The sequence below is a fragment of the Ensifer sp. EB106-03-01-XG145 genome (assembly GCF_058792075.1).
This window is the reverse complement of record NZ_JBYTEC010000007.1, coordinates 37,064-48,729: the sequence shown is the minus strand read 5'-3', so window position 1 is coordinate 48,729 and position 11,666 is coordinate 37,064. Positions and strand designations below refer to the sequence as shown.

The following is an 11,666-nucleotide window of genomic DNA, read 5'->3' as shown; positions in this document are numbered from 1 at the left end:
CGTTGGTCCGGTCCATCAGTACCTCAGCTGCGGCATGGCCTGCGGCACGATCCGCGCTCTGCGAACCTCAGCCGGGCGCGCATCCGGTCGGGGTTGCGGCAAGGTCAGCTTGCCGGCGGCGAAATAGAGCAGGAACGACCCGACGTGGTAGGGGTTCATGATGTCGATCTCGACGAAAGAGCGCACCAGCAGCAACATCGCGATACCGAAGAGCACCGAGGACTGGGTATCGTGGTCCTCCGTCAAGAGGCGCTTGATATGGCCGAGAACGGTCGTCAGCAGAATGCCTGAAAGGAGGACAAGCCCGATTGCACCCGTTTCCACGATCGCCTCGATGAAGGTGTTGTGGAAATGGAAGCCCGAGCGCGTCGAGATGAAGAATTCTTCCCAGAGGCGTTCGGCCTCAGAGAAGCCCTGAACCCAATAGGCCTGATAACCGACGCCGACCACCGGCGATGCCATCGCAGCTTCGATGCCCTGCTGCCACAGATAGGTGCGCCCGGTCAGCGTCGAATCCTTGCCGAAGAGGCCAAGCACCAGATCGACGCCGCCGCCGTAGATGCCCGCGACAGCAACCAACGCCCCACAGATGACAGCTGCAAGAAACAGACCCTTGCGGTGGCCGGGCGAGAGCAGACCGACGACGCGCATGCCAAGCCAGAGCCCGATGATTACGGCGGTGGTCAATACGGATGTGGCCGATTGCGAAGCGAGCAGCGAATAGGCCGCAAGCAGCCCGAGCGCGCCGGATGCCAGCAGCCACAAGCGCCGCTCCCCAAGAGCGACAGGCGCAATGAAGGCGAAGTAGATGCCGAGCGAGGCGTAGAAACCCAGCTGGTTCTTTGAGGCGAAGGCGCCGACGAAGCTATATGTGCCGTCGAGCGGATCGAGATGGTAGACACCAAAAAGCAGGGAATAGACGAGCACGAACCCGATGCCCGCGATCGCACCGCGCGTCAGCGTTCTGATGTCGATGAGCCTCATGGCGATCAGGGCGCAAACGACATGCGACAGATATTGGATCCCGGTGCGGGCCGTCATCGAGGGGGCCGCCGACCAGAAGACCGACAGACAGGCAAAGACGGCAAAGCCGAGGATCCACAGACGCCTGCCGTAGTTGCCGAGCACGCGACGGTAATCGACAAGCACCAGCGGCAGCCACAGTCCGTAGTAAAGCAGGATCGACGCCTGCCCGAAGCGAGACGAATAGGCGAAGACGAAGAACGACAGCGCAATCGCAACGGTGCCATAGGCACCATTGCGGTCAGGCGATATCAAGCTCGACTTCGCAATTCTCACGGTCGATCCTACTGCGTCGCGAGGTTGGCTTGAACCTTGATCACGTCGCCCGGCAACACCGGCGTGTTTTCATCGGCAGTGATCTCGGTCGGCTTGCCGTCACGCTCGCGGATGATCGAATAGGCGATGACGGCGTCTGCCGTATTGTCCTTCGATTGTGCCGCTTCCGCCGATTGCAGCAGTGCTTCGGCCATCAGGTCGCGGCTGGTGCCGAGCTTGATCTGCAGCGTGTCGAGTTCCGCTTCGGTGTTCTGGAGATCCTGCGCCAGTTGCGCATCCCAATCGTTGCGAAGATTGGTTTCGTCCTGCGCCGCCTTGCTGACATCCTGCTTCGCCTTGAGCGAGGCCGTGTCGATGTCGAGCAAGGCAGATTGCAGTTCGGCCACGCGTTGCTCCAGCGAGAGCTTGCGCTGGCTGAGCGCCAGCCCCTTTTCGGCCAGGCTCTCGACCTTCTCGCGGTCTTCCGCCGCGAGCTCCATCTGGCGGTTCTGCGTTTCCGACTTCTTTGCCAGCGACTGGATTTCGCTTTCCAGCAATGCCTTCAAGTCGGCGAGCGACTTCAGTTGCAGCTTCTGCCTCCTGTCGCGCGAGCTCATCAGGGCCGTCTCGTTTGCAAGAAGCTTGTCGATGCCGGGTACGCCCTGGAGGTCTTTCGGCAATTCGATGCCCTGCTTGTCGGCAATCTCGGCCTGAAGCCGGGCGCGCCGGATCAGCAGCCGGTTGCGTTCGGCCGTCTGCACGCTCGAATCGCCGTGAGCGTTGATATAGTCGCGGGCGAAACGTTGCCCGCTTTCGGAGCGACGCAATCCGCCGCCGAGGCTTATCGCTTTCAGCACCGTCAGATTGGGTGCGAAGGGATATTCGCCAGGCTTTTCGACTTCGCCCGAAAGATAAAGCGGGCGGTATTGTGCAAGTTCGACGGAGGCGGACGGGCGATCGCGCAGACCGAACAGGGTCTGCATCTTCTCGCCGATCGCTTCTCCGACCTCGGTGGTCGTCTTGCCGGCAGCCGGCAGATCGCCGATGAACGGCAACGACAGCGCGCCGGACGGCCCGACGGTATATTCGCCAGTGACAACCGACCAATCGCGCACAGCGCCTTCGGCGGTTTGCCACTCGGCGACGCGAATCTTGAGCTTGTCCATGGTGCCAAGCTGATATTCCTCGGCGCCGGCTTGAGTGGCGCCGAGGACCACCGCGGCAACCAGGACCGTGTGGTAAAGGAAACGAGACACCTTGCGGGAAATCCAGGACTTCCCTGACGGAGCGTGTTTGTTCATATGAGGTTCCCGTTAAAAGACGCCGATCCCGCGGTCGACCCATCGGTCGCGCGGGTGCGAAGGCGCTGATCCGTCAGTAGCTGCCGCGCGAGAAGCAAACGGCTGGAATCGTCTTCACGACGATGGAGAAGTCGCTCAGCAAGGACCAGTTCTGGACATAATGGGTATCGAACGCGACGCGTGCCGCGTAGGAAACGTCGTTGCGTCCGCTGATCTGCCACAGGCCGGTAAGACCGGGGCGCGATTGCAGGTAGTAGACAGCAGCTTGGTCGTAGAGCTCCAGCTCATCCTGCACCACCGGCCGCGGGCCGACGATGCTCATTTCACCGCGGACGATGTTGATGAGCTGCGGCAGTTCGTCGAGGCTCAGCTTGCGCAAAACGCTGCCGACGACGGTGACCCTGGGGTCATCCTGCAGCTTGCGCGTCGCGCGCCACTCCTCATAGGCCGCAGGATTGCTTCTAAGATACTCTTGCAGAATCCGATCACCGTCCGGCCGCATTGTGCGGAACTTCAGGCAACGGAAAGACTTCCCGTTATGACCGATACGGCGATGGCCATAAAAGATGCTGCCGCCGTCGGAGAACTTGACGAGCGCAACCAGCATCAAAAAGAGCGGGCTCAGAAAGACGAGCGCCAGTGAAGCGGCAAAGATATCGAAGCCTCGCTTCGAAATGCCACCCACGGGCGGGAGCGCTGCAGTCTCTGCGGCACTGAAAAACGGCGAACTGGCCGATCGGGTCGCAGACTTCATAGAGATAACTCCATTTAGGTTGGCGATTGGTCGGTCCCTCGAAAGGGGGCGCTCTTATTCAAGAAAGAGTGTGTGGTGAGAATTTGTCTTTTGAGGGCGAAATAATGGCGGGTACCCGGTGGGCGCCTAAATGACGAATATCACTGATTTCTGATATGTAATATTTCCATCCAGCCAGCCGATATATTATGAGACGATAAAGTCTTACGTTCGGAGCTTTCGTGTATTGTATTGTTGGCGCGCAACTACGTTTCCGTAAAGCGAATATATCTTTGTATCTGTTATGTTTGCGTTCACCTGCAAGCACGTGTCTTGGCGCCGATAAAAATTGACAGGCGTCAGTCTTTCCAATGAAATGCTGCAATGCGGCAAGATTTTGCGCCGCACGCACGGCGGGACACCAAAAGTTAATTTCGTAACAAAAGGTGATCGCAATCGTTGCCCAAACAGCAACCAGCGGGCGGTGCGGTCACGACAAGACGCCGGATGGTGGAGGAATTGCCTTTGGATTGCCATGGAGTCGCAACGGTCGAACCGATGCGTCATCGAGAAACGGCCAAATTGATTCGAATGCTCTAAACGCGACATAAAGACTTTGGAGGCACAGTGGCAGCAGGGTGCGGGCTTTTGGCGGTTGAAGCGAAAGGGCGCTGCCAATATATTGGAATCCTGAGGAGGAAAGGCCGAACTCCGATGACGACATCGACGACAGAACCGAGCGCGAGGTAGCGCTATGTACGCACCGCGCGTTCTTGTGAGCATGCTCGGCGCCCTGGCCGTGTTTGCGATCGTTACCTATTTCCTAAACGGCTCACTGGCGTCGACGCTTATCCAGACCGTCATATGCGCCGTCCTGATGCAGGTCGGCTATTTCTTCGCCGTGCTTTACCTGGTGTGGAAGAAGGCGCGGGAGAAGGAAAGACAGGCTGCCGAGATGGCGCAATTGGCCGGCGACGACAAGTCGGCCGCCAAGACCGCGCCGCGCCGCCTCCATCGACCCGGCCATTTCAATCGCTGATCAAGGCTGGTCTCCGCGCTCGGCGGGCCACACGGCGGTACTCGAGAAAATCTCAGATTTGACGCGTTTGCGACACGATCGCCCTGCATGGTTCGGCCGTTGCCACCCTGGCGACATCGCGTGGCTGCGGCTAACCCAAGAAGCGGAGCCGCGCTGGAACCGAAATACCGCAGCGCTCGCAAAGACAAGCGCGCTGCCCGTTAGACACGATGCTGGAGGCCCTCATGACCACAGACGTCTGCGTCATCATCGCCGCAAAGAATGCTGAAGCAACCATTGCCCGCGCCGTTGCATCGGCACTGGCAGAACCGGAAAGCGCCGAAGTGGTGGTGATCGACGATGGCTCGACGGATGACACCGAGGCGGCCGCGCGCTCTGCCGACGATCTGAGCGGGCGCCTGACGATCGTCCGCTTCGAAAGCAATCGTGGGCCTTCGGCCGCCCGCAACCATGCCATTTCGATCAGCCGTTCACCGGTGCTTGCTATCCTCGACGCGGACGATTTCTTCCTGCCGGGTCGTCTCGGTCGGCTGCTTGCGGAAGACGATTGGGACTTTATTGCCGACAACATCGCCTTCATCGACGAGGCCGCAGCAACCGACGTCGCCCAGAAGATCGATGAGTTCAAACCGCAGCCCCGCCTGCTCAGCCTGATCGACTTCGTTGAAGGCAACATCTCCCGGCGCGGCGTGAAGCGCGGCGAGGTCGGGTTTTTAAAGCCGCTGATGCGCCGCCACTTCCTGGAGGGCCACGCCATCCGCTACCGGGAAACGCTTCGATTAGGCGAGGATTACGATCTCTATCTCCGCGCCCTGGCAAAGGGCGCGCGCTACAAGGTAATCCGCAGTTGTGGTTATGCGGCCACCGTCCGCAGCAATTCATTGAGCGGCAGCCACCGCACCGAAGATCTCAAGCGCCTCTACGAAGCCGACCGGATTATCCTGGCCGCAAACACATTGGAGAGCGCGGCTGCGGCCGCCATCCAAAGGCATGAGCGGCATATCAAGGACCGTTATCAGCACCGGCACTTTCTCGATCTGAAGAGAGAACGCGGCGCGGCGGCCGCGATAGGCTACCTCCTGCGTGAACCCGATGCCGTTCCTGCGGTCACGGCCGGCATCCTTGCCGACAAGACCGAGCGCTTCAAACGGCCTTACGCGGATGCTCCGGCCGCGCTCGGTGGTTCCGGTGGGTTGCGTTACCTGCTTTCCCCCACTGCGGACGGTCGCCAATAGTCATTTACAGCGCCGCGCGTCTTATCAGACGCGCAAAGGTCGCTGTAGCACTTTGAAGTGCTGCATGTTTTTGTCCTTTAACCGGCTACGGTTAAAGGAAACATGCAGTAGGCCACGGCACTTTCTGGGTGCCGTGGCCGCATCATCAGAAGTACGCGCGACGCACGGCCGCTAGAGCCTCTTGAAAACGGTCCTTGCGCTCGGCAAGTCGACCGTCGCTGCTCAATTGCGGCGCCGCCCGGATTGCCTGCCAAAGTGCAAGCGTCGAAGGGGCGGCGAGAACCTGCTTGGCAGCGCTGCGCAAAAAGGTCTGTCTCGGCTCAGCCGCCGCCACCATCACATTGTGATCGACGGGGCGCAGGTTCGGCACATCAGCCAGCGTCTGTGCCTCGAAGCCCATACCCCAGAAGCGCTCGCCCTTGATCATGGCTTCGGCACGGCTCGAGACCGGCACGTGGCGCGGCTGGTAGTGAACGCCAACGGTGCTTGCCCAGTCGTTCCACTTGAAGCTGTTGATGCTCTCGGACGTGGTGACGGCCACCCATGGCACGCGAAAGGCGTCTGCGAGAATGGCGCCATGCATCGATTCGGCGATGATGAGTTCGGATTGGGCAATCTCGCGGATCACGCTTTTGGCTTCGCCCCGCGGGTCGATATAGTGCAGGCCAACGGTACCGCAGGTGACCGGCCACATGCCGGCAATGGCGCTTTCCCAATGCGGAACGAAACTGCGTTTGTGGAGCTTCGGCAGGTTCTGGAACTCCGGCATCTCCGCGACCATCACGGCGGGATCGACGATGCCGAGTTCAGGCGCGATGCCGATCTTCCCGGCGGTCAGCGGACCTCGAACACAGCGGATATCCCATTCCTTCGGATCGCGCATGTCTGGCAAGGTGCCGTAGCCGAAGCCGCTGCCGATAACGAGCTTTCTGACACCGTCAGGCAAGAGTGCACGGTTGAGCACGGTGCCGACCCCCACCAGCAGGATTTCCTCGTGAGCGTCGCGGAACCCAGGCAGCAGGAAATCCCAAAGCCAAAGATTGAGGTCGTCGCCAAAATTACCGTGCTGAGATTCCCAGTAGTAGGGGTTCATGGGCAGTCCCTTCTTTCAAAATGCTGGATACGTCCGGATGCCGCGCCAGGCGGTCTTGTTCTTCCTCCTCGAAGGAGTGCTTCGATCAATGCGCGCGAGAAAACTTGCCGACGGCGAGTTCCAGCGCGCTTTGCAAGAGCCTTGGATCACGCAGGACCCAACGCGCCAACAGGCGGAATTGCGGTGACTTGCGTCGCTTGAGCCGACGCGCCTGGCTCCACAGCGCCTGCCGCCGTGCCGTATGTTGATAGGACCGGATCGAGGCGATTGCCGCAGGCTTGCGTGAGAACCGGCCCTCGAGCGTTTCCAGCGCAACGAAGGTGTTGAACTGCTGCTGCAGGAATTGCGGCGAATCGTTGTCGATCGAGTGAAAGATGTTGATGCCCTCGCCGCGCTCGGCGCCAGCTTCATCACAAAGCACGACGCGTTTGGCGGCAAGAATGCAGTCGCAGAAGAACAAGACGTCCTCGGCCGCCAGTCTCAGCGCCGCATCGAAGCGGACCGTCTCGAAAAGGCTGCGCCCGATCACCATGCAGGAGAGATGCAGGAAGCTCCAGTTTCTGAGCATCACATTGGTAAGGTCAGGAACTTCGACGACCAGCGGCGCTTCCTGCAGTCTGACGACGCTGTGGCTTTCCGTCAGCTCGGCAACATCGAAATGGTAATAGAACGCCTCGCCGCCGGTGATCGACGCCCAATAGCAGTCGGCACTGAAGCGGCTCATGCTTTCATAGGCATTCTTCAGATGATCCGGGGTCCATTCATCGTCAGAATCGAGGAATGCCACGAACTCGGAATCGCCGGGAACATGGTCCAGTCCGGTGTTGCGTGCGCCGCCAGGCCCCTTGTTGGGCTGGCTTATCACGGTCAGTCGCGCTCGTTCCTGCTCACTTAACGGCTCCAACTCCTCATCTATCGAATAGGGGGAGCAATCGTCTATCACCAGAACGTGGAAGTCCTGAAACGTCTGGGCAAAGACGGAGGCAAGCGCCCGCCGAAGAATACCCGGTTCCTTCTGGTAGTACGGAATAATAACAGTCAGCTTCGCCATCTTTTTGCCCCTGCGGTTTCTCTAAAAGAGTCTTGCGTGGTCTCCTCCCACCGGGTCGCGGCCTTTCATCTAGCCCTAGTCCTTTGTCGGAAATCCTTCAAAGGCATCATAGGATGCTCGCTATGCCCTCAACCGTAAATGCCAAGTCCGTGACACGGAATGTCGGCTGGAGCGTCCTTTCAAAGACAGGTACTTTCGGGCTGAAATTTGTCACCGTGCCGATTCTTGCGCGTATCCTGACGCCGGAAGAGTTCGGGACGGTGGCCGTTGCGCTCACTGTCGTGCAGTTTCTGGCGATGATCGGCGGTGCTGGTCTCGCCTCCGCGCTCATCATTCAGCGCGACGAAGACATGGATCTCATCCACTCCGCTTTCTGGGCCAATCTCGCGGTCGCGCTGCTGATGGCGCTTGCACTTTTCGTCTTCGCCGATCCATTGGCAAGCCTGCTCGGCGCACCCGAAGCGGGGTACCTGCTTCGGGTCATGAGCGTGCTGATCCCGCTGCAGCTTGGCGGAGACGTCGCCTATTCTCTCCTCGCCAGGCGGATGAATTTCAGCAAGGACGCGGTCTGGACCATGGTCTCCGAGACCGTCGGGGCGCTTGTTGCCGTCGGCGCAGCACTGCTTGGCTTCGGCGTTTGGTCGCTGCTGGCGCAGCTTTTCGTCTCCGCATTCATCCGCCTTGCCGGCCTCTATACCGTGTCCGGCTATGTGCCGCGGCTGGTCTTTTCCCCACGCCGCGTTCTGACGCTCAGCCGGTTCAGTTTCGGCATGATGGGGTCGGAGATTGCCAATTTCGTCACTTTCCAATCGCCGATGGTGGTGATCAGCCGGTATCTCGGCCTTTCGGACGCCGGTGCCTATTCGGCGGCGAACCGTTTCTCCAGCATTCCCAACCAGATCGTGCTTTCGGCGGTCATGGGCGTGCTCTTTCCCGCCTTCAGCCATATGGGCGAGGATCGCCAGCGGCGATCACAAGCGCTGATGTTGAGCACGCAGGTCACCACCGTGCTGTTGGCACCGATGATGTTTGGCCTTTGGGCTCTTGCCGAGCCGGCGATGCTGGTGCTTTTCGGCCAGCAATGGGCGGCCGCCTGGCCGGTCCTTGGTTTGCTTGCGCTGTCAAAGGGACTTTTGACGCCCTGCAGCACCTACGTCCCCTACCTGAAAGGCATCGGCCAGGGGACAGTCCTCTTCTGGTGGGCGGTCATCCGCGCTGTCGTGACGACCGCAGCTGTCGCCTACGGGGCAATGGGCGGCTCACTTGTTGAAGCGATGATTGCGCTCTGCATCGTCAACCTGGCAACGCTGCTCGGCTATTCCTGGGTCGTGTTCCGGGCCGATCGCCTGCCCTTCTTGCGCGGCTTCCTGATCTCGATCAGGCCGATGATCGCGGCGTTCGCGATGGCGGTTGCCGTCAGGCTGTTGCTGGACTTCTGTGGCACGCTCATGCCGAGCGCGGTTCTCCAGGTGCTGATTGGCACGGCAATCGGTGGCTTGATTTATCTCGCGCTGATGCTGGTCGTGGAACGTCCATTGTTGATGAAGCTCTACGGCATGATCCGCAAGCGCGACGCTTCGCCGAGCGTGCCCGCGGCGGCTGAATAACCGATTTCAGGCGCCGGAAACTGCCTCATCCTCGCCGCATTTCGGCTCGGCTCGGGTCCGTATTGGCCATTTGTCGCGTGACAAGAGAGAAAAACAGCACAATTTTACCGCGACTAGCGACACCAAACACTAGTAAAAGCATCAGCAAATAAGCGGCTGATAATATTCCGTAAATGCCCTATGCATAGGCTTTTTTCCCGACGCCGGCGCGCAAATGGGTAAATCTTCCTAGAAATTATTGAACATCGGATGCTGCACCGCAACAAAGTACGGCCGATTCGTTTGTTGCAGCGCCATATTTTCATCCGTGCCCGGGCCTAGCCTTTAGCACAATGAATGCGGGCTCTGGTCTGCTCTGTTGAAACGGTCGCCTGGAAAATGGCGCTGGCAGATAGGGGTGACGGACATCGTGGATGTGAACGCGAACATCTCGTCGCGGATCAATCTGATGCGCATCGTGCTGATCTCCGGCATCGTCTTCGTGCACGTGCCGCATGATCCGGCGACGAGCCCGTATGTCGGCACCTATGGTGTGCTCGATTGGCTGCGCGTCTTTCTTGGCGACAGCCTTTTTCGTGTCGGCGTCCCGTGCCTCAGCGCGATCTCCGGCTATCTCTTGTTCCGGCGTGGCCTCGACAGTTTCGACTATGGCAAAACGCTCAAGACCAAGGCCAGAACCGTCCTGTTGCCCTTCCTGATTTGGAACATTGCTTTTCTCGCACTGGCCTTCGTTGCGCAAAGCAGCGGTATCGGCTTCGGCTACCTGCCAGATGTCGTGGGCGCAAGCACACGGGAATGGTTGAACCTCGCCGTGGCGCTCCAGGATCTGCCGATCAACGTGCCGCTCTACTTCCTGCGGGACCTGCTGCTTTGCATCGTGCTGTCGCCGGTACTGGCGTGGCTGATCAAGCGTTATCCGATGCAGACGCTCGCCCTGTTGCTCGCCTATGCCGTGCTACCGCTGCCAAACGGCATCTTCCTGAAGAAGTCGATCCTCTTTGGTTTCAGCGCCGGCATATACATGAGCCTGCATCGCGTTGACGTGCGCAGTCTCGATCGCTTTTCCTGGCCGATCACCATCGCCGTCCTTGGTGCTTCGGTGCTGCTTTCGCTCGTGCTCTATCGGTACGGACCCGACTTTCCGGTCTGGGTCGATATGCTGCGCAGCCTGACCGCCCTCTCCGGCATTCTCGGCTCCTGGGCGGTTTCCGAGTTGCTGGTCCGCACGAACGTCGGGGCATCTCTGGCGCGCGGCGGCGGGCTCAGCTTCTGGATCTTCTGTACGCACTATCCGCTGCTGGTTCTTTTCTGGATGATCTGGAACCGCGCCGGCTTCGGATATTACCCGGCCTTCTATTACACGGTTCCGTTCATCACGATCGCAATCCTTGTCGCCGCCTACGGCCTCGCCGGGCGCTGGCTTCCGAACCTGACCGCAATCCTAACCGGCAGCCGAACGGGAGCCGCCCGAGGCGCAAAGGCGCGGCCGGCGGAACAGCGCGCCGAACTTTCACCACAGCAAAGGACCTGACCATGAGATCTTCTGGACCTCACCGCCTCGCCCTGTTGAGCCTTGTCGCCGTCGGCCTTGCCGGCCCGGCAAACGCCGGGGACACAGCAGAGGCAAAGTCCTTCATCGACGACTTCGATACCCTCGACACCGGCATCTGGTATGTCTCCGACGGCTGGAACAATGGCGCCCACCAGAACTGCACCTGGTCCAAGAAGCAGGTAAAGGTCGAGAACGGCATCGCGGAACTCTCCTTTACCGAAGGAAAGCTTGGCGAGCGCAACTACGCCTGCGGCGAGATCCAGACACGCAAGCGCTTCAGCTACGGGACCTACGAGGCCCGCATCAAGACGGCCGATGGTTCCGGGCTGAACTCGGCGTTCTTCACCTATATCGGCCCGGCCGACAAGAAGCCGCACGACGAGATCGATTTCGAAGTCCTCGGCAAGAACCCGGCAAAGGTTCAGATCAACCAATATGTCTCTGCCAAGGGCGGCAACGAAAAGCTTGTCGACGTGCCCGGCGGCGCCAACCAGGGCTTCAACGACTACGCCTTCGTCTGGGAGAAGGAACGTATCCGCTACTACGTCAACGGCGAACTGGTCCACGAAGTGACCGATCCCGCGAAGATCCCCGCCAACCCGCAGAAGATCTTCTTCAGCCTTTGGGGAACCGACACGCTTTCGGATTGGATGGGCGCCTTCTCCTACAAGGGACCGTCGACCATGCAGGTCGACCGGATCGCGTTCACCGCTCCGGGAGACGAATGCCAGTTTGCCGAATCGGTCGCCTGCCCACCGAACTAAGCGGCGGCCAGGA

The 11,666-nt window shown here is 59.9% G+C and carries 10 protein-coding genes; 5 read left to right on the top strand and 5 right to left on the bottom strand.

The features are described from left to right. Positions 1-15: 15 nt before the first annotated feature. The 3 genes from AC3WWH_RS18125 to AC3WWH_RS18115 all read right to left on the bottom strand — a co-directional run bounded on the left by AC3WWH_RS18125 (position 16) and on the right by AC3WWH_RS18115 (position 3,333). Positions 16-1,299: an O-antigen ligase family protein gene (locus tag AC3WWH_RS18125; protein ID WP_058320936.1), complete on the bottom strand. Its 1,284-nt coding sequence runs from the start codon at positions 1,297-1,299 to the stop codon at positions 16-18. Positions 1,300-1,307: 8 nt separating this feature from the next. Beyond that, on the bottom strand, positions 1,308-2,579 hold the full coding sequence (locus AC3WWH_RS18120) for a polysaccharide biosynthesis/export family protein (RefSeq protein ID WP_058320937.1): 1,272 nt from the start codon (positions 2,577-2,579) through the stop codon (positions 1,308-1,310). Positions 2,580-2,652: 73 nt separating this feature from the next. Then, on the bottom strand, positions 2,653-3,333 hold the full coding sequence (locus tag AC3WWH_RS18115) for a sugar transferase (RefSeq protein ID WP_057249486.1): 681 nt from the start codon (positions 3,331-3,333) through the stop codon (positions 2,653-2,655). A 733-nt stretch (positions 3,334-4,066) separates the two neighbouring features. On the opposite strand from AC3WWH_RS18115, the gene AC3WWH_RS18110 reads away from it, so the two are divergent. Both AC3WWH_RS18110 and AC3WWH_RS18105 read left to right on the top strand, forming a co-directional pair. Further along, positions 4,067-4,351 carry an exopolysaccharide production repressor protein gene (locus AC3WWH_RS18110; RefSeq protein ID WP_058320938.1) on the top strand — a complete coding sequence of 95 codons (285 nt, stop codon included), beginning with the start codon at positions 4,067-4,069 and terminating at the stop codon, positions 4,349-4,351. A 224-nt stretch (positions 4,352-4,575) separates the two neighbouring features. After that, positions 4,576-5,586: a glycosyltransferase family 2 protein gene (locus AC3WWH_RS18105; protein ID WP_058320939.1), complete on the top strand. Its 1,011-nt coding sequence runs from the start codon at positions 4,576-4,578 to the stop codon at positions 5,584-5,586. Between the two features lie 145 nt (positions 5,587-5,731). Here the strand turns inward: AC3WWH_RS18105 and AC3WWH_RS18100 are convergent, their stop codons facing one another. Together AC3WWH_RS18100 and AC3WWH_RS18095 are read right to left on the bottom strand one after the other, a co-directional pair. Further along, positions 5,732-6,679: a polysaccharide pyruvyl transferase family protein gene (locus tag AC3WWH_RS18100; protein ID WP_058320940.1), complete on the bottom strand. Its 948-nt coding sequence runs from the start codon at positions 6,677-6,679 to the stop codon at positions 5,732-5,734. An 85-nt stretch (positions 6,680-6,764) separates the two neighbouring features. Beyond that, complete coding sequence (locus AC3WWH_RS18095; protein WP_058320941.1) at positions 6,765-7,730, bottom strand: glycosyltransferase family 2 protein; 966 nt, start codon at positions 7,728-7,730, stop codon at positions 6,765-6,767. A gap of 122 nt (positions 7,731-7,852) precedes the next feature. Here AC3WWH_RS18095 and AC3WWH_RS18090 point away from each other — a divergent pair, with 122 nt between their 5' ends. From AC3WWH_RS18090 to exoK, 3 genes are all read left to right on the top strand, one after another. After that, positions 7,853-9,337, top strand: a complete 1,485-nt coding sequence (locus tag AC3WWH_RS18090) for a lipopolysaccharide biosynthesis protein (protein ID WP_492377142.1) — start codon at positions 7,853-7,855, stop codon at positions 9,335-9,337. Between the two features lie 448 nt (positions 9,338-9,785). Then, positions 9,786-10,868: an acyltransferase family protein gene (locus AC3WWH_RS18085; RefSeq protein WP_492377166.1), complete on the top strand. Its 1,083-nt coding sequence runs from the start codon at positions 9,786-9,788 to the stop codon at positions 10,866-10,868. Between the two features lie 2 nt (positions 10,869-10,870). After that, positions 10,871-11,653, top strand: coding sequence for an endo-1,3-1,4-beta-glycanase ExoK (gene exoK, locus AC3WWH_RS18080; protein WP_058320943.1), 783 nt, complete (start codon positions 10,871-10,873; stop codon positions 11,651-11,653). Positions 11,654-11,666 lie beyond the last annotated feature (13 nt).

What these genes read in the sequence shown, in the direction of transcription:
- AC3WWH_RS18120 (WP_058320937.1), bottom strand. Translation starts at nt 2,579, where the DNA reads ATGAACAAACACGCTCCGTCAGGGAAGTCCTGGATTTCCCGCAAGGTG.
- AC3WWH_RS18115 (WP_057249486.1), bottom strand. Translation starts at nt 3,333, where the DNA reads ATGAAGTCTGCGACCCGATCGGCCAGTTCGCCGTTTTTCAGTGCCGCA.
- AC3WWH_RS18110 (WP_058320938.1), top strand. Translation starts at nt 4,067, where the DNA reads ATGTACGCACCGCGCGTTCTTGTGAGCATGCTCGGCGCCCTGGCCGTG.
- AC3WWH_RS18105 (WP_058320939.1), top strand. Translation starts at nt 4,576, where the DNA reads ATGACCACAGACGTCTGCGTCATCATCGCCGCAAAGAATGCTGAAGCA.
- AC3WWH_RS18100 (WP_058320940.1), bottom strand. Translation starts at nt 6,679, where the DNA reads ATGAACCCCTACTACTGGGAATCTCAGCACGGTAATTTTGGCGACGAC.
- AC3WWH_RS18095 (WP_058320941.1), bottom strand. Translation starts at nt 7,730, where the DNA reads ATGGCGAAGCTGACTGTTATTATTCCGTACTACCAGAAGGAACCGGGT.
- AC3WWH_RS18090 (WP_492377142.1), top strand. Translation starts at nt 7,853, where the DNA reads ATGCCCTCAACCGTAAATGCCAAGTCCGTGACACGGAATGTCGGCTGG.
- AC3WWH_RS18085 (WP_492377166.1), top strand. Translation starts at nt 9,786, where the DNA reads ATGCGCATCGTGCTGATCTCCGGCATCGTCTTCGTGCACGTGCCGCAT.
- exoK (WP_058320943.1), top strand. Translation starts at nt 10,871, where the DNA reads ATGAGATCTTCTGGACCTCACCGCCTCGCCCTGTTGAGCCTTGTCGCC.